Source organism: Permianibacter fluminis, from assembly GCF_013179735.1.
In the GTDB taxonomy this organism is placed as follows: Bacteria; Pseudomonadota; Gammaproteobacteria; order Enterobacterales; family Permianibacteraceae; genus Permianibacter; species Permianibacter fluminis.
Genome location: NZ_JABMEG010000002.1, coordinates 409,366 through 430,318, shown reverse-complemented (window position 1 = coordinate 430,318; position 20,953 = coordinate 409,366). Strand labels below are relative to the sequence as shown.

At 58.6% G+C, this 20,953-nt stretch carries 16 protein-coding genes and 1 pseudogene; 7 read left to right on the top strand and 10 right to left on the bottom strand.

The genetic code is table 11. From position 1 onward, the window contains the following. Positions 1-153 precede the first annotated feature (153 nt). The 3 genes and pseudogenes from HPT27_RS17195 to HPT27_RS17185 all read left to right on the top strand — a co-directional run. A complete protein-coding gene (locus tag HPT27_RS17195; RefSeq protein WP_172246070.1) occupies positions 154-2,076 on the top strand; it encodes a PrkA family serine protein kinase in 1,923 nt (640 codons plus the stop codon). An 87-nt stretch (positions 2,077-2,163) separates the two neighbouring features. Continuing rightward, positions 2,164-3,420 (top strand): YeaH/YhbH family protein, encoded by a 1,257-nt coding sequence (locus HPT27_RS17190; RefSeq protein WP_172246068.1) that lies wholly within the window; start codon positions 2,164-2,166, stop codon positions 3,418-3,420. Between the two features lie 5 nt (positions 3,421-3,425). Beyond that, positions 3,426-4,922: pseudogene (locus HPT27_RS17185) on the top strand (SpoVR family protein); the annotation flags it as partial. A gap of 111 nt (positions 4,923-5,033) precedes the next feature. Here HPT27_RS17185 and fadR read toward each other — a convergent pair. Together fadR and HPT27_RS17175 are read right to left on the bottom strand one after the other, a co-directional pair. Beyond that, positions 5,034-5,765, bottom strand: coding sequence for a fatty acid metabolism transcriptional regulator FadR (gene fadR, locus HPT27_RS17180; protein ID WP_172246064.1), 732 nt, complete (start codon positions 5,763-5,765; stop codon positions 5,034-5,036). Between the two features lie 138 nt (positions 5,766-5,903). Beyond that, positions 5,904-6,434: a MarR family winged helix-turn-helix transcriptional regulator gene (locus tag HPT27_RS17175; protein ID WP_172246062.1), complete on the bottom strand. Its 531-nt coding sequence runs from the start codon at positions 6,432-6,434 to the stop codon at positions 5,904-5,906. A 223-nt stretch (positions 6,435-6,657) separates the two neighbouring features. Here HPT27_RS17175 and HPT27_RS17170 point away from each other — a divergent pair, with 223 nt between their 5' ends. Together HPT27_RS17170 and nhaA are read left to right on the top strand one after the other, a co-directional pair. After that, positions 6,658-7,773, top strand: coding sequence for a YbdK family carboxylate-amine ligase (locus HPT27_RS17170; RefSeq protein WP_172246060.1), 1,116 nt, complete (start codon positions 6,658-6,660; stop codon positions 7,771-7,773). A gap of 369 nt (positions 7,774-8,142) precedes the next feature. Beyond that, complete coding sequence (gene nhaA / locus HPT27_RS17165; RefSeq protein ID WP_172246058.1) at positions 8,143-9,336, top strand: Na+/H+ antiporter NhaA; 1,194 nt, start codon at positions 8,143-8,145, stop codon at positions 9,334-9,336. A 94-nt stretch (positions 9,337-9,430) separates the two neighbouring features. Here nhaA and HPT27_RS17160 read toward each other — a convergent pair whose 3' ends face one another. From HPT27_RS17160 to HPT27_RS17125, 8 genes are all read right to left on the bottom strand, one after another. Next, positions 9,431-10,678, bottom strand: coding sequence for a cation:proton antiporter (locus HPT27_RS17160; RefSeq protein WP_172246056.1), 1,248 nt, complete (start codon positions 10,676-10,678; stop codon positions 9,431-9,433). 245 nt (positions 10,679-10,923) lie between these two features. Beyond that, the gene (locus HPT27_RS17155; protein ID WP_172246054.1) at positions 10,924-11,592 is read right to left on the bottom strand and encodes a pentapeptide repeat-containing protein; all 669 of its coding nucleotides are present in this window, start codon (positions 11,590-11,592) and stop codon (positions 10,924-10,926) included. Between the two features lie 53 nt (positions 11,593-11,645). Continuing rightward, on the bottom strand, positions 11,646-13,166 hold the full coding sequence (nhaB, locus tag HPT27_RS17150) for a sodium/proton antiporter NhaB (protein ID WP_235951085.1): 1,521 nt from the start codon (positions 13,164-13,166) through the stop codon (positions 11,646-11,648). A 186-nt stretch (positions 13,167-13,352) separates the two neighbouring features. Next, positions 13,353-13,979, bottom strand: coding sequence for a response regulator transcription factor (locus HPT27_RS17145; RefSeq protein ID WP_172246052.1), 627 nt, complete (start codon positions 13,977-13,979; stop codon positions 13,353-13,355). A 53-nt stretch (positions 13,980-14,032) separates the two neighbouring features. Further along, entirely contained in the window at positions 14,033-15,625 is a 1,593-nt protein-coding gene (locus HPT27_RS17140; RefSeq protein ID WP_172246050.1) for an MASE1 domain-containing protein, read from the bottom strand. Positions 15,626-15,967: 342 nt separating this feature from the next. Next, on the bottom strand, positions 15,968-16,675 hold the full coding sequence (dnaQ, locus tag HPT27_RS17135) for a DNA polymerase III subunit epsilon (RefSeq protein WP_172246048.1): 708 nt from the start codon (positions 16,673-16,675) through the stop codon (positions 15,968-15,970). Between the two features lie 73 nt (positions 16,676-16,748). Next, entirely contained in the window at positions 16,749-17,228 is a 480-nt protein-coding gene (rnhA, locus tag HPT27_RS17130) for a ribonuclease HI (protein WP_172246046.1), read from the bottom strand. Positions 17,229-17,293: 65 nt separating this feature from the next. Next, on the bottom strand, positions 17,294-18,061 hold the full coding sequence (locus HPT27_RS17125) for a methyltransferase domain-containing protein (protein WP_172246044.1): 768 nt from the start codon (positions 18,059-18,061) through the stop codon (positions 17,294-17,296). Between the two features lie 152 nt (positions 18,062-18,213). On the opposite strand from HPT27_RS17125, the gene gloB reads away from it, so the two are divergent. Together gloB and HPT27_RS17115 are read left to right on the top strand one after the other, a co-directional pair. Then, positions 18,214-18,987, top strand: a complete 774-nt coding sequence (gloB, locus tag HPT27_RS17120) for a hydroxyacylglutathione hydrolase (RefSeq protein ID WP_172246042.1) — start codon at positions 18,214-18,216, stop codon at positions 18,985-18,987. 233 nt (positions 18,988-19,220) lie between these two features. Beyond that, complete coding sequence (locus HPT27_RS17115; RefSeq protein ID WP_172246040.1) at positions 19,221-20,912, top strand: lytic transglycosylase; 1,692 nt, start codon at positions 19,221-19,223, stop codon at positions 20,910-20,912. Positions 20,913-20,953: the final 41 nt, after the last annotated feature.

Here is a 20,953-nt window from a genome sequence, read left to right as displayed (position 1 = left end):
AAACAGACTTTGCCGCCGATCGGCCCGAAAACCACCGCAAGTGGCCGAAACATGAACCTTTGTTGCGAATGACGGTCGTCAGTACCAGCGCGAACTACACTTGTTCCAAGGCACGCACGCGCTGCCCGGCGCGTCGACACCGTGGAGGTCGTCATGAGCCTGTTCCAGCATTACCGCTCACGTTACGAGGAAGCAAAAGAGGACGAGTACAGCCTTCAGGAATATCTGGAGCTGTGCAAGCAAGATCGCATGGCCTACGCCAATGCGGCCGAACGCATGTTGAAAGCTGTCGGGGAAGCCGAGATGACCGACACCTCGACCGACTCTCGTTTGTCGCGTTTGTTCTCCAATCGCGTCATCGCCCGCTATCCCGCCTTCAACGAATTCTATGGCATGGAAGATACGGTTGAACAAATCGTGTCTTACTTCAAACATGCCGCGCAGGGTCTGGAAGAAAAGAAACAGATTCTGTATTTGCTCGGCCCGGTCGGTGGCGGCAAATCCTCGCTGGCAGAAAAGCTCAAGAAACTGATGGAGCGCTGCCCCATCTATGCCATCAAAGGCTCGCCGGTTTATGAATCACCGCTGGGGCTGTTTGATCCGGAAGAAGATGGCCGCATTCTGGAAGACGAGTTCGGCATTCCGAAGCGCTATCTGAGCACCATCATGTCACCGTGGGCGGTGAAACGCCTGCATGAATTCGGTGGTGATATCAGCAAATTCCGGGTCGTGAAACTGAAGCCATCAGTGCTCGATCAAATCGCCATTGCCAAAACCGAGCCGGGCGATGAGAACAATCAGGACATCTCGGCGCTGGTCGGCAAAGTCGATATCCGCATGCTGGAGCGTTTCGCCCAGAATGATCCCGATGCCTACAGCTATTCTGGTGCGCTCTGTCGCGCCAATCAGGGCATCATGGAATTTGTCGAAATGTTCAAGGCGCCGATCAAGGTATTGCACCCCTTGCTGACCGCCACCCAGGAAGGCAATTACAACGGCACTGAAGGCTTGTCTGCCCTGCCCTTCAGCGGCGTCATTCTGGCGCACTCGAATGAATCGGAATGGCAGGCGTTCCGCAACAACAAAAACAACGAGGCGTTTCTCGATCGCGTCTACATCGTCAAGGTGCCGTACTGCCTGCGGGTGTCCGATGAGGTTCGCATTTACCAAAAGCTGCTTAGCAACAGCGATCTGGACAGCGCGCCGTGCGCCCCCGGTACCCTGCAGATGATGGCGCAGTTCTCGGTGTTGTCGCGATTGAAAGAGCCGGAGAACTCGAGCCTGTATTCCAAGATGCGGGTCTACGACGGCGAATCACTGAAAGACACCGACCCGAAAGCCAAGTCCTATCAGGAGTATCGTGACTACGCCGGTGTCGATGAAGGCATGAACGGCCTGTCAACCCGGTTCGCTTTCAAGATCCTGTCCAAGGTCTTCAATTTCGATCATGGCGAAGTCGCAGCCAACCCGGTGCACCTGTTGTATGTATTGGAAACCCAGTTGGAGCGCGAGCAGTTCCCGCAGGAGACCTACGAGAAGTACATTGAGCACATCAAGGGCTTTCTGGTGCCGAAGTATGTCGAGTTCATTGGCAAAGAAATCCAGACGGCCTATCTCGAATCTTATTCCGAGTACGGCCAGAACCTGTTCGACCGCTATGTCACCTATGCCGACTTCTGGATTCAGGATCAGGAATACCGGGATCCGGAAACCGGTGAGAATTTTGATCGCGGCGCCTTGAACGAAGAGCTGGAGAAAATCGAGAAGCCGGCCGGCATCAGCAACCCGAAAGACTTCCGCAACGAGGTGGTCAATTTTGTGCTGCGCGCCCGCGCTAACAATGGCGGCCGCAACCCCAACTGGACCAGCTATGAAAAGCTGCGGACCGTTATCGAGAAAAAGATGTTCTCGAATACCGAAGATTTGCTGCCGGTCATCTCGTTCAACGCCAAAGCCTCGAAAGAGGACCAGAAGAAACATCAGGACTTTGTTTCCCGGATGGTCAAGAAAGGCTACACCGAGAAACAAGTTCGGCTGCTGTGCGAATGGTATTTGCGGGTCAGAAAGGCCAGCTGAGTCTGGCCAGCGCAATGACGTAAGCAAGACCTGTCTGGCCGCCTGCGCTTCCGTGGATGCGCAGGCGGAACCTGCGAGGTAAACACCGTGTCACGTCTGGTGGACCGCCGGCAATGGAGCAAGAACAAAAGCACTGTCAACCGGCAGCGCTTTATCCGTCGTTTCAAGAGTCAAATCAAGAAAGCGGTTTCCGAACAGCTGAACAAGCGTAGCGTCACCGATCTGGATACCGGTGAAAATGTCTCCATCCCGTCCAAAGACACCCGCGAACCGACATTCCGTAGCGGCCAGGGTGGCGTGCGTGAGCGCATCTATCCGGGCAACAAGGAGTTTGTCAGCGGCGATCGGGTCAAGCGGCCGCTGAATGGCGAAGCCCGCGGCCAGGGTCGCCGCGCCAGCGACTCCGGCGAAGGCGAGGACGAATTCAAATTTGAATTGTCGCGCGACGAATATCTGGATCTGCTGTTCGAAGATTTGGAATTGCCGAATCTTGATATCGCCCAACTGAGAAAGACCGAGCAGTTCCGCACGGTTCGGGCTGGCTACAAAACCGATGGCGTGCCAGCGACGCTGAATATCGTCCGCAGCTTGCGCGGCGCATTGGCCCGGCGCATGGCGCTGAGCGGCGAAGCCCGCAGCGAACTTCGCGAGCTGGAAGAAAAAGCCAAGGAACATGCCGACGAGGATGACAGCGAGACCCGGGCGCTGCGCGCGCGCATCGAGGCATTGCGTGAACGGATCGCACGAGTGCCCTTTATCGATACCTTTGACCTGCGTTTCAACGCCTTCGTCAAACAGCCGGTACCAACCACGCAGGCGGTGATGTTTTGCCTGATGGATGTTTCCGGCTCGATGGATCAAGCCACCAAGGACATGGCCAAACGGTTCTTCCTGTTGTTGTATCTATTTCTGACCAAGACCTATAAGAATGTCCAGGTTGTGTTTATCCGCCACCACACCCAGGCCAAGGAGGTGGACGAAAAGGAATTTTTCTATTCACAGGAAACCGGCGGCACCGTAGTGTCCAGCGCGTTGAAGCTGATGGATGAAATCATCCGGGCCCGGTATTCACCGCAGCTTTGGAATATCTACGCTGCGCAAGCCTCCGATGGCGACAACTGGGGCGATGACTCGCCGGTGTGCCAGGACTTGCTGGCACAATCCATCCTGCCGCAGGTGCGCTACTTCTCTTACATCGAGATTACCCAGCGCAACCATCAGAGCCTGTGGGAGCACTACGCCGAGCTGACGCCGCAGTTCCGAAATTTCGCCATGCAGCAAATCAAGGAAGCGACCGACATCTACCCGATCTTCCGCGAGCTGTTCAAACGGCAGAAGGCCTGAAGCCCATGAGCGACCATCCCGCACACTCCGGCAAGCGCCAGCCTCTTACTACCGCTTCGGAATGGAGCATTGACCTCATCGAGGCCTACCACAAGGAGATCGCCCGCATTGCCGGCGACTACGGCCTCGACACCTACCCCAACCAGATTGAGATCATCACCGCCGAACAGATGCTCGATGCCTACGCCAGCGTCGGCATGCCGCTGGGGTACAGCCACTGGTCGTTCGGCAAGCATTTTATTTCCAACGAGCAGCAATACAAACGCGGCCATATGGGGCTGGCTTATGAAATCGTCATCAACTCCAGCCCTTGCATTGCCTACCTGATGGAAGAAAACACGATGATGATGCAATGCCTCGTCATCGCCCACGCCAGTTATGGTCACAACTCGTTCTTCAAAGGCAATTATCTGTTCCGGACCTGGACCGACGCCGAAGCGATCATCGACTACCTGCTGTTTGCCAAGAATTACATCGCCGATTGCGAAGAACGCTACGGCCTCGATGCCGTCGAAGGCTTGCTCGACTCCTGTCATGCCCTGATGAATCACGGCGTCGATCGCTACAAACGGCCGCACCCGATCAGTTTGCGCGAGGAGCAGCGCCGGCAGCAGGAACGCGAGGCCTTTCTGCAATCGCAGGTCAACGATCTGTGGCGCACCATCCCTCACGCCCGCGAGAAAGCCGAAGCCAGAGAAGCAGTCCGCTTTCCGAAAGAGCCGCAGGAAAACATTCTCTACTTCATCGAGAAGAACGCGCCTTTGCTGGAGCCATGGCAGCGCGAGATCGTTCGCATCATCCGCAAGATTGGCCAGTATTTTTATCCGCAGCGGCAAACCCAGGTCATGAATGAGGGCTGGGCAACGTTCTGGCATTACACCATCATGAACCGGCTCTACGATGAAGGCCTGATCAGCGAAGGCTTCATGATGGAGTTTCTGCACTCGCACACCAACGTGGTTTATCAGCCACCGTTTGACAGTCCGTATTTTTCCGGCATCAATCCCTATGCCCTTGGCTTTGCCATGTACATGGACATCAAGCGCATTTGTGAGCATCCGGATGAAGAAGACCGCCACTGGTTCCCGGATATTGCCGGCAGCGATTGGCAAAAAACACTGGATGTCGCGATGCGCAATTACAAGGATGAGAGTTTCGTCGCCCAGTTTCTGTCGCCGCGGCTGATGCGACAGTTCCGGCTGTTCGCCGTGCTTGATGATGAAACCGAAGCCGAGCTCGGCATTACGGCCATTCACGATGAGGCCGGCTACAAAGCCATCCGGCAGGCGTTGTCCAACCAATACAATCTGTCAATGAATGAACCGAATATCCAGGTCTGGAATGTCGATGTTCGTGGCAACCGCGGCCTGACCCTGCGCCACACCCCGCACAATGACGTGCCATTGGCGGAAGGTTACGAAGAAGTCATGCGCCATCTGCACCGGCTCTGGGGCTTTGATGTGCGCCTTGACACCATAGACAGCAAAGGCAATGTCCAGACCTTGACCACGATCAGCGAGCACAGCAGCAAGGAGCGCGCCAGCGCCTGAGCACGTGTTTTCCACCAAATAAAAAAGCGGCCCATGGCCGCTTTTTTATTTATTCGTGAAACTTCAGTTGCCGGTCACCGGCAAATCATGCACCGAGGTCAGTTTCGCTCGCACTTCTTGCCAGAGTCGGCCGCTGTCGCGGCCGTGTGCCCAGATCACCGAATTCAAGCCGTTCAGATCTTCACGGCGAATGACTTCAGCCAGCGCACGGTAATAAGCTCGCGCCTGTTCCCGGGCATCGGCGCGCTGAAAATGAAAGCGACCGACCCGATAATAAATGCTGCGGAAACCGTTCAGCACCAAGGTATAAACCGGATTCATCGACAGCCGCGACAGCGTGTGATGCATACGCCAGTCAAACTGGGTAATGCCTTCGGCGTCATCGCTGACCTGCTCGGCTTCGGCCAGCAACTGCAACACCGCCTCTTTGTTGCGTTTGGCGGCAGCGCGAATATAAACGCTGCTCAGACTGGTGCGAGCATCCAGCAATTGATCGACCAGTTGCAGCGAATTTTCATCGTCGAGCCGGGTCAGGGTATCGATGATATTCAGACCCGCGGTATGCCAGACATCGTTCACCTGGGTCGGCTTGCCGTGCTGAATGGTCAGCCAGCCATCACGCGCCAAACGTTGCAGCACTTCGCGCAAGGTCGTGCGTGTCACACCAATCAATTCCGACAGCTCGCGCTCGGCCGGAAGAATGGTGCCGGGAGCAAACTTGCCCTGCCAGATGGATTCAACAATGTACTGCTCAGCGAAGGCTGCCGGACTCTGGGCACGCGCAGGTTTATTCATGATTAATCGTTCTCGTTGTCGGACCAGCGGCTGCAACGGCGTTACAGCGGAGGGAGGCCGCAATCTGGTTGGACCGGCGCTATTAGTAACAAAGGCTGGCTCAGCAAGCAATCGATAAGCAAGGCGCCGGGCTGGGGCTCAGAGTTCCGTCAGCGGAATATCCGCCAAGGCAGGGTTGATGGTCTGCATGTGTGCGAGCACTTGTTGCAGCACAGCATTGAGTTGCTGGAGATTCGATTCATCCATATGCCGCAGGGCCTGCAGCAAAATGCCTTCGACCGGCCCCGGCGAGCGCAGCAGCAACGCCGCCGCGGCATCGGTAATGTAAAGGCGCACGACCCGCTGATCGCGTTCGGCCCGCTCCCGACGCAGCAAGCCCTTGCGGCTCAAGCCCGCCACCAGATTGCTGGTCGTGGTCTGATGCACGCTCATGGCATCGGCCAGTTCGCTGACCCGGATGCCCGGCCGGGCCCGAACCAGCCCCAACGCCCAAATCTGGGCACCGCCCAGGCCGCAACTGTCTTCGATATAGCGAAAGTGCTGCCGGGCATTACCGAATATGAGCCGAAAACAACGGAGCACTTCGGTGGCATCGGACGCCGTGGCGGCGCTGCCGCTGCGGTCGACAGCGGTCAAAGTGGCGGCTTCGGAGGGAGAACTGGCGGTCATGGTGCATTCCGGCATGGTGCGGGCAAATCCAGCGCTGGCATGCCATTTTCGCGGGCTTTGGCCGAATCGCAAAGGGCTTTATTTGGCAACGTGCCGCACCGCAGCAGCCGAGCTGGACCGCATTTTGCTTGACACAAATATAGTTTGTCCAAATATAATTATTGCTCACGTCGACTGGAACAAGTGAACCAATAACAGCAAACATTCACCTCGCGGAGGGCCCATGCTCACCTTTACTGCCTCAGCCCCTCTCACGCTTGGCGTCGAACTGGAACTGCAGCTCATCGACAAGCAAAGCCGCGATCTCACCCCCGCCGCACCCGAGCTGTTGACCCAGCTGCAGCACCATCCGCAGCACGCCTTGTTCAAACCGGAAATCACCCGCTCGATGATCGAGCTGAACAGCTCAAAGCAGAGCCACATTGACGGCCTGCAAACCGAGCTGTTCGCTTTGCGTGATGTGCTGGTCGAGCACTGTACCGCCCTCGATATTGGCATCGCCGGCGGCGGCACCCACCCCTTCCAGCACTGGGCTGATCGGGAGATTTACCCCGGCGAACGGTTTGCCCAGCTGGCTGATGACTATGGTTACCTCGCCCGTCGCTTTACCGTCTTTGGTCAGCACATTCACATCGGCGTACCCAATGGCGATGCCGCGGTGTATTTGAGCCAGCAGCTGCTCCGCTACATTCCGCACTTTGTTGCACTGGCAGCATCATCGCCCTACCACCTTGGCATTGATACCGGACTCGATTGCGCCCGACTCGCGGCAGTCTGGACCTTCCCGCTCGCTGGCCACATGCCGTCACTGCGCAACTGGCAGGCGTTCAATCAGTACTTCGCTGATCTGCAACGCTTGGGCGTCGCCAGCAGCATCAAGGATTTGTATTGGGATGTGCGGCCCAAGCCGGAGTTCGGCACCGTTGAAATCCGCATCGCGGATACGCCGCTGAGCATTCAGCGCGCGATCGATCTGGCCGCCTATGCACAGACGCTCGCCAAACAATTGCTTGAACAAGCCTGGCAGCCCATGCCGGATGCATTGCAACTGGTCCATCGCCACAATCTGTTTCAGGCCTGTCGACATGGCTATCGCGCCACGCTGGTCAATCCGTTCAGCCAGGAAAAGCTGGACTTGAAAACCGATTTGTTGCGCACGCTGGATAATCTGCAAGCAAGTAGCAAAAGTCTCGATACGCAAGCCAATCTGGACCGGCTGGCAACACTGGCCGGTCAAACCGACAACGACTCCCGCCGCATCCGTGCCTTGGTTGCAAACGGCAAAACGCTGGCCGACGTGGTCGATGTCAGCTGCGCGCGCTGGCGCGATAATCACTGACGCCAACCATGCGGTAACCGTCACCATCGCCGTAGCCGTCAGGCTTTCGCGACGCCCGGTGCACCGGAAAGTTGACCTGCGAACGGGGCACCGTTTGACATTGTCGGTAATCGCATTGATCGTTGGTTGCAATCACCCGCCTTGAAACGAGTTGACCCGGACAAAAGCGGCAGCGCAAGTGGCGTAACCGCTGCCGACGCCAGCAGGCACCGACACAAGCTGATGAAGGCGACTGCCGAATTCGACGCCACCTGACCCGATTGCCGACTACCATCGTATGAGCGGGGTCCGGTGACCTGCACAAACGCCGATGAGCTGGGCGTCGGGACAAGACAACATCGCCAGCGTAACGCCAATCAGGAATCCACCATGCCACTCCGACTCATACGCCAATTTCTTGCGCTCGAAGCGGCCTCGGGTTTGCTGTTGGTGGCCGCCGCGGTGTTGGCGCTGGCAATCAGCAACTCCTCGCTAGCGCCAATCTATGACGGCTTGTTGCAAATCGAGCTGGAAATCCGGCTCGGCACACTGCAACTGGAAAAACCGCTGCTGCTGTGGATCAACGATGGCCTGATGGCGGTGTTCTTTTTTCTGGTCGGCCTTGAGCTCAAACGGGAATTGCTGGTCGGCGAGTTGCGCTCGCCGCAGCAGCTGTTGTTGCCCGGCGTGGCGGCAATCGGCGGCATGGTTGCTCCGGCACTGATTTACCTCGCCATCAATCGCAGTGATCCGGTCAGCATGGCCGGCTGGGCGATCCCAACGGCCACCGATATCGCGTTTGCGCTTGGCGTGCTGTCGCTGCTCGGCAACCGGGTGCCGCCGGCGCTGAAACTGTTCCTGCTGGCGCTGGCGGTGATCGATGATCTGCTGGCCATTGTCGTCATCGCCATTTTCTACAGCGGTCAGTTGTCGCTGCTGCATCTGCTGCTGAGCACCCTGTGCATCGCTGCGCTGGCGACCCTGAATATCACCGGGGTGCGTCGCACTGGCCCCTATTTGCTGATCGGCAGTCTGTTCTGGATTTTTGTCCTGAAATCCGGCGTGCACGCCACGCTGGCCGGGGTCATTACCGCGCTGTTCATTCCGCTGAAGGACAGCAACGCGCCATCGACCGCAGAAAGCTCGCCACTGGAACAACTGGAGCACCAACTGCACCCTTATGTGGCGTATCTGATTGTGCCGATTTTTGGTTTCGCCAATGCCGGTGTCAGCCTGCTGGGCTTGGGCTTTCGCGATCTGCTGGCGCCGGTCCCGCTCGGCATCACGCTCGGTCTGGTACTTGGCAAAACCATCGGCGTTTTGCTGTCGGTCGCAGTAGTGCGACTGCTGCGCGTGGCGCCGCTGCCGGCCGGTTGTCATTGGGGCCATATGATCGGCGTCAGCATGCTGTGCGGCATCGGCTTTACCATGAGCCTGTTCATTGCTTCGCTAGCGTTTCAGGCGGGCGGCGTTCACGCGCCAGGCACCGACCGGCTCGGCATTTTGATGGGCTCGCTGATGGCGGCCGTGGCCGGCTACACGCTGCTGCGGTTTTGCCGTCCCCTGTCTACTGCAAACCCTTGAATGTCGCTCGACGGAATCATCGGCAAACAAAAAGCGGCCCGCAGGCCGCTTTTTGTTTCGCTGCGTTGCTGCAGCTACCAACACGGATAACCCATCAGGCTTTCTGCTGTTCCAGCAACAGGCCCAGCTTGCGCGCCAACCACGGCGTGGTGGTCGCCTGAATCAGGATGGTGAACAAAATCGCCAGGAAGGTCACGGCGGCGATCAACTCGGCGTACGGGGCTTTCATGCCGACCAGCAAACCCGCCAACGCAGCCGGAATGACTCCGGTTTCACGGGTCCAGCACATGAACAGCAGCTCATTCATGCTCCACTTGGCACGGCGATCAACACCGGCACACAGGAACACGGTCAACGGCCGCGCCACCAGAATGAACACCCCGACCACGATCGAACCACCAACCACATATTGGTTCAGCAAACCGAAGTCGACCTGTGAACCCAGCAGGACGAAAATAAACATGCGCATGATCAGCGCCGTCGTGCCAATGAAGTCCTCAAGCCCTTCTTCTTCGTGGTGCTCCAGTTTGAAACCGAACACTTCGCGATTGCCGATCATCAGGCCGAAAATGAACACAGCCATATAGCCAGAGGCGTGAATGCCAGATGCGCCGAGATAGGCCGCAATCACCGACATCAGCGTCACCAGTGGCAGATGCTCACGCAGGAACGCGTAATGTTGGTGCGCGATCAGAACCAATGCCAAATAGCCGAGGATGCCGCCGATAATCGTTCCGATACCGGCTTCATACAGCAGGCCACCAAGACTCTTGCTGATCGAGAACTCACCGCCGCCCATGGCGACCGCCAGCACGGCGAATACCGCAATCGCACCCATGGCGTCATTGAACGCCGACTCGCTCATGACGGTCTGAGCCACCCGCTCCTTGACCGGCACCTGCTTGAACACCGGCACCAAGGTCGCCGGGTCGGTCGACGCAATGGTGCAACCGAGCAGCAGCGCGGCAATCACCGGAATGTCCAGCACGTAATAGGAGGTCACACCAACCACGGCAGCGGTAATCAGCACACCGATGGTCGCGATGATCAACAGCGTGATCCAGACCTCTTTCAGGACTTTCAAGCGCACGGTGGCGCCGCCGTCAAACAGGATATAGGCCGAACCGAACAGCAGGATAATTTGGTTCAGCGCAGAGTCGGCGGAAATATCAATAAAACCAAAACCTGCCGGGCCGATTGCCATGCCGATCAACAGATACAGAACGATGTCCGGAATTTTGATTTTGTTGGCGAACGCTCCGCAGATGCTGCCAATCGCCAGAATGATGCCGGCCGAGCCGAGCACGTGTTTGGCGGTATCAATTGCGCTACCGGCTTCCATTACGCCCCCTTCTATGCGTAGTTATACGGAGAAAAAACCGCGCAACTATACCATGGGCAAACCGGCGCTCAAGCCGCAGCAAGCCCCTTGACAAGTACCGTGACGGGGTTACTGACAACCCGGTCACAACAAGATGGCGGCAGCAAGAAAAAGGCCCGGGCGAGGCCGGGCCAAAACGGAGTGCAATCCTGACCTGCCAACGCCTTAGCGGCTGAGTTGGCTGGCCTGACCATTCAAGCATTCGCTCATGGCAAGGTCGCCACGAGCGCGGGTTCGGTGCTCCGGTCACAACGGCCAATGCTGCGCGCGCCACATTCGGTACCATTGGTCCAGATGGCCGCTTTCAGCAAGCTGCCGGCAAACTGGGCACCGGCCACGTCGGCATCGGTCAGCTGCGCAAGCTTCAAATTGGCTGTGGCAAACCGGGCTTTCTGAAACTGGCCTTGTTTCATATTGGCCTGCGCCAGATCGGAACCGAGAAAATCGGCGCGCGGCAGCGCGGCCAGCTGCAGATCCGCCGACTCCAGGTCGGCGTACTCAAAATCGACCCCGGTGCCGCTTGCCCCACGCAAATCCGCGCCGGTCAGCAAGCTGCGGTTGAAATGAGCGCCGTTTAAACGCGCGCCATCCAGTTTTGCCGCGCGCAGATCGGCATTGGAGAACTGGGCATAGTCCAACACAGCTTCGCTCAACAGGGCGTCACGCAAGATGGCGCCATTGAGCAGGGCATGGTCCAGTTTGGCCTTGCGCAAATCAATGCCGGTCAGATCGCGTCCGCGTAAATCGGCAAAGGACAAATCGGCCCCGGCACAGTTTGCTTTCGGTGCCGGCGAACAGGACTCAGCCAGTCCCGGCGACGACCCGAGCACAGCGGCGAGCGTGCCCAGAAGCACGGTGAAGACTGCCGTTTTCATGATGACAACCTCCTGTCCGCAAGGCGGACGTTTCCAACACGGGCAGCGTTGCCCTATAAAAGCCACAGCATGGAAATGCCGGCCACTATTGAGGTGACGACAAAATACGGTAGCGCCATCCACACCATCCGGCCGTAACCGAGCCGTATCAGCGGTGCAATTTGCGAGGTCAACAACAACAGAAAAGCGGCCTGGCCGTTCGGTGTCGACATGCTCGGAATGCCGGTACCCATCACCACCGCAACGGACTGGGCATTGAACAGCTCACGCGAGGTAATGCCCTGCTCGAACGGTACTATCAGCTGATCCATGTAGATGGTCGCGACAAAGACGTTATCGCTGATGGCCGACAACAAACCGTTGGTCAGAAAAATCATCACAATCTGGGAGGTGCCATCCAAGGTCAGCACCCAGTCGATGATGGGTTTGAACATGTGCTGACTTTCGATCATCGCCACCAGAACAAAAAAGACCAGCAGCAACGCCGCAAACGGCAAGCCTGGCGAAAAGGCTTCGGCCAGCTTGTGTTCTTCGGTGATGCCGGCAATGGCCGTCACCAGAACGATGACCGCCAGACCAATCAAGCCGATTTCCGCAACGTGCAACGCCAGCGCCAGCACCATCAGCACGGCAATCACGGCCTGGGCAATCAGCATCAGTCGGTCACGTGCGGTAGTCTGGGCACGAGCCTTGCGATCTTCCTCTGCCAGAATGGCGCGAACACTGGCGGGCAACTCAACGCCATAGCCAAACAGCTTGAATTTTTCGACGACCAGACAGGTCAGCAGGCCAGCCAGCAACGTTGGCATCGTGGCCGGCGCGACTTGGACAAAGAATTCGGCAAAACTCCAACCAGCTACCGAGCCAATCACGATATTTTCCGGCTCGCCGATCAGCGTGCAAACGCCACCAATGGCGGTGCCAATGGCGCCGTGCATCAACAGCGCACGCAGCATGCCGCGGAATTGCTCGAGATCCTGCTGAAATTTTTGCTCGACATCGGCATCGTCCAGATCCCAGTCGTCACCGGCACCATGGCGCGAGATCACCCGGTGATAGACCTGGTAGAAGCCGGCAGCGACGGCAATCAGCACGGCCAAAATGGTCAGCGCATCCAAAAAGGCCGACAACACCGCGACAAAACTTACCGTCGCAAAGTTCAAGACGATGCGCGAGCGGATACCAAGCAACACGTGATTGATCAACCGGAACAGCAAGTCGCGCAGAAAATGCACGCCTGCCACCATGAAGATCACCAACAGCAATACCGGCAAGCCGTGTTCGACTTCCTTGTACACCGCATCGGTCGTGGTCAGGCCGAGCAAGGCCACCTGCAAAGCCAGCAAACCACCGGGCTGCAGGGGGAAGCATTTGAGCGCCAACGCCAAAGTAAAAATGAATTCAGCGAGTACGGCCCATGACGCCACCAACGGACCAAATGCCAGAAACAACCCGACGTTGGCCGCCAGGAAGACCAGGATGGTTTGCTTGTACCAAAGCGGGGCATTGCCCAGAAAGCTGTCCAGCAACTTGCCGCTGACACCGGTTGGCACTGCTTCCATGACCGCAGACATGGCAGACCTCGTTCACATTCAGATGGAATAGGAATGCGAGCAAGGGAGGCCGGCAACACCGCCGTGACAGGCCCGGCGGCGCACCGCAAGCTCGCATGGCCGTAATCGTACGCAAGCGAGCCCGCGGTAGCATCGGATGGATTACCTGAGTAGATCTACCTATACGGCGTGACGAGCAGGTCCTCGTCAGCCGCTGTTGCCGGAGCCAGGTTGCAACAACAGCCGCAGCAAATCGGGAATTCGTGAAACGCCAAATTTTTCCATGATATGCGCACGATGCGCCTCGACCGTCCGGGCACTGATGCCGAGCGTCGCGGCGATTTCACGAGCAGTGCCGCCTTCAAGCAAATGATTCAGGATGTCGAGCTCACGCGGCGTCAGCCGTTCCCGGATGCCGCGCAATTCATCATGCCGTCGGCGGGGTTCACGACGCGAGTTCTGCCCCTGCTCCAGCTCCAGCTCCTGGATTCTGTGGATCAACTGTTCTTCGTCAACCGGCTTTTCCAGAAAATCGGCGGCACCACCGCGTAAGGCATTGCGGGCAGTCGCGACATCACCGTAGGCGGTCAGCATGATCACCGGCAGCTGCGCCGCGGTCTGTTGCAGTTGACTCAATATCGCCAAACCATCGCTGTCACCGAGCCGCAAATCCAGAATGATGATGCCTTGACTGCTGGCCGTCATCGACTCCAGAAACAATTGGCCGCTGGCGAAGCTGCGCACCGCGTAACCATGCAAGGTCAGCAGCAGCGACAAGGCATCGCGCACACCGGCATCGTCATCAACGACATAGATTGTGGATTTTACTGACATCGGTTTGCTCTCAATCTCATGTTGTTCCCGGCATCATTCGCTTTCGCTACGGCTCATACCGCCGGCGTTGCCGGCAGACTGATACGAAAACGGGAGCCTTGCGCGAGCGCTTCATAGCGCAGTTGGCCACCATGGGCTTCGATCAATTGTCGGCTGATGGCAAGCCCGAGGCCGAGACCCTCGGGTTTGCTGGTGGTCAGGGTTTCAAACAAATGGGGCCGTAACAGTTCCGGCACGCCGCCCGCATTGTCTTCGACCACAATGTCCACCATTCCGTGCTCGTAGCGGGATGTCACCCGCAACACACCTCCGCTGCGACCGCTCAGCGCATCAAGCGCATTGCGCAGCAAGTTATCAATGACGGTCTGCAAATGAATGGCGTCGACCAACAGATTCGGCACATCGGCCGCCAGTTCCAACTCAAGACCGATCGACAGACTCTGGCAACGTGGCCGCTCTGCGGCAACGACCCGGGTGATCAGGTCATTGACCGATTGCGAGGTCAGCGTCAGGCCGCCGCTGCGAAAGAACTCACGCAGGCGATGGACCACAGCACCGGCACGCTGCACTTCGGCGCCGATCCGATTCATGACTGCATCGACTTCGGTAACCGATGCGGCATCAGCCAGCATGCGCTGACACGCCCGAACATAGAGCGCAATGGCGGATAGCGGCTGATTCAATTCATGGGCCAGCGCCGATGCCAATTCACTCACCGCTGCCATGCGGTTGGCGCGCGACAACGCAAGCTGTTGCTGCAACAGCAACTGCTGAGTCCGACGGCGCTCGCTGATCGCCACACCGAGATAAAGCCCGGTGACGGCATAGGCCATCAACAACAGCTGCAAACCGCGAATGGTCTCGGCAGACGGATCCCGCGGTCGCATCAGCACAATCAGCGCAACCTGGGTCAAGGCAACGGCCACGGTCGCACCCGCCAAGCCCTGCCGCAGCGCCAGCGCAATCAGCGGCACAAACAGCAAATAGAAATGACGAAACTCGTCGGTACTCTCGAGCGCAAAGACATACCAGAGCAAGGCCAGCAAAATCAGCAACCAGAGCCGATCCGGCAGCGCCCAGTGCGACCGCTCCTCACGCTGCCAGTAGCTCAGAATCAGCGGCACCACCACCAGAATGCCGATCACGTCGCCGACCCAGAACTGCAGGACGGCCTCGCCGATCTGCTCGGTACTCAACACTCCGGCAACATGAAAGACCGCAACGAACGTGCAGCCAATCAACAAACTCGCCAGAGCCACGACGGATACGAATCGGGTCAGTTGCAGACTGGTCAGTAATTGACGCTCCGGCAGCAGTCGCGCCAGCACATGCGCCGTGACCGCATAACCGCCGGCCAATGTGGCACTGGCCAGCAGCAGAACTGGCAGCGACGCCGGCAAATCCCGGACCCACCATTCTGCCAACAGCGCAGCGAGCAACAGCAGGCCGGTATAACGCATGCCAAACAGCAGCAGCAGACAGATACTGAGACCCGGTGGCGGATTCCACGGGGTGATCGCAACGGGAGCAATCGGGTGCCAATAGCTGATGCCATCAAGGCCAACATAGAACAGCAGAAAAAGCAGCGAGACCACTACCGGATGTAGCGGTTTTGCAATGCCTGACTGACGCTCATTTGCCTGCACGGAGTGGTTCCTGTCTATTGCGCGTGGCGTGACTTTTTAGTGGTGTGCTCGGTTTGTGGCGCATGGTGTCAGGAGACCGGGTGAAACTTCGTGCGTGACTGTACCCGGCAAGCGGTCTCAACGGCCGACAAACTCGTCTTGAACACAGGGTATTAAGCCACAGCTTGGTAGCAATCTCATGCGTAGTTCTACGGAGATCAGCCCGGCATTCGAACAGCTTCAGATAAGCATGAGCATGGTGACGTCGGCAGCGACGGCAAAAAGACAGGGCTGGCTGCCGCTTTTTTGGTCGCTTCCCGTTTGCCGTGTCAGTTGAAGAGACGCTTTATATCCGAGTGAGGATTACAGCTTGCGCCACAGGGTCTTGCCGCCGGAGGCTTTGTCGAGCGCCGCCAGCCGCGCTTCATGCGCCGCCAGTTCCTGTTCGGTTGCCTGCAGCACCGGCAGCCGGGCACGCGTACTGGGCAGCCGGCGAATAGCACCGGCCTGGCCGCCTCCGGCGCCATCCTGACCACCGAGCGCGAGCTTGCCCTGGCCACCGGTCATCCGCAGATAAACGTCGAGCAGAATCTCGGCATCGAGCAGCGCGCCGTGCAGATCACGATGCGAGTTGTCGACGTCGTAGCGTTTGCACAAGGCGTCGAGGCTGTTCTTCTGGCCGGGGTGCAGCTTGCGCGCAAGCGCCAGCGTGTCGAGTACCGTGCAGTGGTCCAGCACCACACCGAAGGATTCACCGCTGCGCTTCAATTCGGCATTGAGAAAGCCGACGTCAAACGGCGCGTTGTGGATGATGAGCTCTGCGCCTTTGATGAAGCTCAGCAGATCGTCAACGATGTCGTTGAAACGTGGTTTGTCCGCCAGAAATTCGTTGGACAGACCATGCACCGCGATGGCGCCGGCATCGATTTCCCGATCCGGATTCAGGTATTGGTGGTAGCGATTGCCGGTCGGTCGCCGATTGACGATCTCGATGCAGCCGATTTCGATGATACGGTGACTGTCGGGTTCGAGACCGGTGGTTTCGGTATCGAGAATGATTTGTCGGGTCATCTACTGTGCTCTGATTAATCTGGATAAAACGGCCGATTCCGCGTGGGCCAACTCGGTTTGGAAACACTCAGCATCAAACCGCGTTGAGTGTCACCTCGGTAACCGGGACATTGGCTCCGGCAGCCAGCACCAGCTCAACGCCGCGGTTGGCCAATTGATCGGCATGTTCGTTTTCAGCATGACCCTGATGGCCACGCACCCAATGCCAAGCAATCTGGTGACGCTTGATTTCTTCCGCCAACAGTTGCCAGAGGTCCTGATTCTTAACCGGCTTTTTGTCCGAGGTTCGCCAACCATTGCGCTGCCAACCGGCCATCCACTCGGTGACGCCGCGGCGCAGGTATTCCGAGTCGGTGGTGACCTTGACGTCGCAGTGTTTCTTCAAGGCCCGCAGCGCTTCAATGGCCGCCAGCATTTCCATGCGATTGTTGGTGGTCAGCAGCTCGCCGCCACACAGCGACTTTTCATGCTTGCCGTAACGCAGCAAGGCACCCCAACCGCCGGGCCCGGGATTTCCTTTGCAGGCACCGTCGGTGAAAATTTCTACATGCATTCCTGATCTACTTGTTGGTTATCGGATTTTGTCCGGTGCATTTCTTTAGCTCTCGTTATGTCAATTTACTTGCGCACCACGCGTAGCGCCGGCTCCCGATGTGGCGACGGCGTTACCACGCCGGCCACCGGTAGCGCCATCAGCCGCCGTTTGGCGAGCCGTATCGGGGTCAACGGCAACACCCGTTTTTGCGCCGCGATGACATACATGGCGCCGGCATTGGTCCAGGCGCGCTGACCGATTCGGTCCATGAAGCGCCAGCGTCGTTGCCAGGCCTCGCTACGCAGCGGCGGCAAGTAATGGTGATGGCAGGTCGCGTTGATTTCGAAACCGAGCAACTGCAACCAGTCCGACACCCGGCCTGCCGACAGAAAACGGGCCTGCCACGGCGCGTGCTTGGCTGGCAGTGGCCGGCCCGACAGCAACCGGCGAGCGCCCCACAGACTCCAGGGATTGAAGCCGGCGATTAATAAATGGCCATCACCGATCAGCACGCGTTGTACTTCACGCAGCAGCGCATGCGGATCGGGGCTGAATTCCAGCGTCAGCGGCAACAGGGCGACGTCGATGCTGTCGGTCTGCAGTGGCAACGCTTCCGGTTGCGCCAGCAGATGGCCCCGATCGCGCTCCAGCGCCCAATGGTGCCGAACCGGACAGGCCGCCAGATCCAGCGTACTGGCATAGCGACCAAGGCTGAGCAGGTGGTAGCCGAACGCACACTGCAAATGCTCAGCGAGCTCGGCTTCCAGCGCGCGCTTGAGTTCGGCGCCGGCCGGCAGCTGTTGCCAGGGGCAGTCAGCTGTTGCATTGAGGTCCGTGCTGGACGCGTTCATGGTTTGCGCACCTGTGTCAGACTGTCACAGCGGTCCCAACCACCCGAGTCGTTACGCGCGTCATTACACGCGCTACTGCGCAAGGCGCGGCGGTGTGTGTTGCCAACGTCTCTGCCAACATGATTGCGCGAGTCGCTACGAGAACGATCACGATGCTGCATGTTACCGGAATTCCGGCATTTCACGACAACTACCTCTGGCTGCTGCAACGGCCGGGCGAGCGCCGGGTGACCGTTGTCGATCCGGGCGACGCGGCGCCGGTGTTGGCGTTTTTGCAGCAGCATCAGCTGGTTCTCGACAGCATTCTGGTCACTCACCACCATCGTGACCACATCGGCGGCGTGGCCGAACTCAAGGCCATCACCGGCGCCACGGTTTACGGACCAGCCATCGACCGCCTGCCCGAATGCGACCATGCCTTCATCGGCGGCGAGACGCTGACGCTGCCGGCGCTGGCGCTGGAACTGCAGGTGCTGGCCGTGCCTGGGCACGTGCGCGAGCACATTGCCTTTTATGGCGAGGGCCGGCTGTTCTGTGGCGACACCCTGTTTCTGGCCGGCTGCGGCCGGGTTTTTACCGGCACCGTTGAGCAGCTCTGGCAATCCCTGCAGACCTTGGCTGCGCTGCCCGCGGAAACACTCATCTATTGCAGCCACGAATACACCGCCAGCAACCTGCGCTTCGCCCGCGCCGTTGAGCCCACGCATGTCGGCCTGCGTGAGCGCGAGCAGCAGGTGCTGGCGCTGCGCGCGCAGCAGCAGCCCACGGTGCCGGGACCGCTGGCCGAAGAGCGCCGGACCAACCCCTTCCTGCGTTGCCATGAGCCTGCGCTGCAGGCCGCGGTCGGCCGCGAGACAGGAGAGCTGCCGGTCGACGCGCTAAGCTGCTTTACCGCGCTACGTGCCTGGAAGAACCGGTTCAGCTGACGGCAACCGTGAACGCCCTGCTACCTTTCAGTAGACCGGTCAGTTTCCAGTACACCGGTCAGTTTCGGTACATGAGTCTGTGAACTTTGACCGGTCGGCCAAGGGCGAAAACTTTGACAGCCTGATGACCGTCTTCCTACCATAGCGCCCGGTCGCCTCAGCATCGTGCTGGGCGCCTGTGCCAGTTGCTCATCCGCAACCGATAAGCTGTTCATATAGACGGGAGACGACACATGCGCCGAGGCCTCTGGGCCGCCTTCAGCTTGCTTGTGCTGAATGGCTGCCAACACCTCGCTACCGACACGGCTACCAGCACCGCTGGTATCGTCGCGGGTATCACCACTCCAGCACCGAGCTCCGAGCCGGTCGCTGACGTCGCCGCCACCCCTTCCCCTGCCACCGCTGACGATGCGGTGGTCGAGCTGCCAAGCACTGACATCACGCCGGTGCCGGTCACCGATCTGTGGGAGCGCATCCGCTTCGGCCTGCAATTTGAAACCGTTGAAAACGATGATGTGCTGGCCCAGCGCGCCTGGTTTGAACGCAACCAGGAATACATGGATCGGGTCTCGCAACGTGCCGGCCGTTACATGCATTACATCGTCGAGCAGATTGATGCCCGCGGCCTGCCGATGGATCTGGCGCTGCTGCCCATCGTCGAGAGCGCGTTTCACCCGTACGCCTATTCGCGTAGCCGCGCCTCCGGCATCTGGCAGTTCATGCCCAAAACCGGCAAAGGTTTCGGCATGGAGCAGAACTGGTGGCAAGACGGCCGCCGCGATGTATTGCGTTCCACCGACGCCGCGCTCGATTACCTGACCCGCCTGAACAAGATGTTTGGTGGCGATTGGTTGCTGGCGCTGGCGGCCTACAACGCCGGTGAAGGCAATATCATGCGGGCGGTGGAAAAGAATCGCCGCGCCGGCAAACCGACCGATTTCTGGTCACTGAAACTGCGTCAGGAAACCAGCGCCTACGTGCCGAAAATGTTGGCACTGGGCCAGTTGCTGCGCGAGCAGGACCGGTTTGCGTTGCGCTTTCAGCCGATTCCGAACGAGCCGTATTTCGCGCGCATCAAAGTCGACAGCCAAATCGATCTGGCGCTGGCCGCCGAGTTGTCCGGCACGCCAGAAGATGAGCTCTATCAACTCAACCCGCAATTCAATCGCTGGGCCACCGACCCGAAAGGTCCGCATGAATTGCTGGTGCCAATCGCCAATGCCGAACGCTTTGCCGAAGCATTGCGCAACACACCAGTCGATGAGCGGGTGAAGTGGGCCAGCTACACCGTCAAGGCCGGCGACAACGTTGGCAAAATCGCCAAGCAATTCCGCACCAGTGCCGATCTGCTGCGCTCAACCAATAAATTGAAAGGCAACAATATCCGGGTTGGCCAGCAACTGCTGATCCCGAAAGCCGGCAGCAAGACCGAAGCACCGGGCACGGTGCTGGCGAATCTGAATCCGCGCCAGAAAGCTGAACTGAACCGGGTTGCCGCTCATGCCGAACGGGCAACGGAATATCAGGTTCAACAAGGCGACACGCTGTGGTCCATCAGCCGCCGCCATCAAATGAGCCTGAATGATTTGCTGGCATTGAATGAGCTGACGGCAAAGTCATCGCTGCGGGTCGGCCAAGTGCTGAAAGTCAGCGGCAGCCGCGCCAGCAGCAATGTGGTTAGCAACAATGTGGGTAGCAGCAAAGTGGCCAGCGTCGAAGACAGCACGGCCAGCAATCCGAATCTGGGCAATCGCAAGGTTCGCTACACCGTTCGTAGCGGCGATTCACTGGCCCGGATTGCCCAACAGTTCGGCGTCAAAATTGCCGATCTGGGCCGCTGGAATAATTGGCCGCACGACCGCGTACTGAAGCCGGGCCAGAAACTGACGGTTTATATTGATCAAAGCGAGGCCTTTGGCGGCTAATTTCACTGAAACAAAAAACGCGGCCGAGGCCGCGTTTTTTG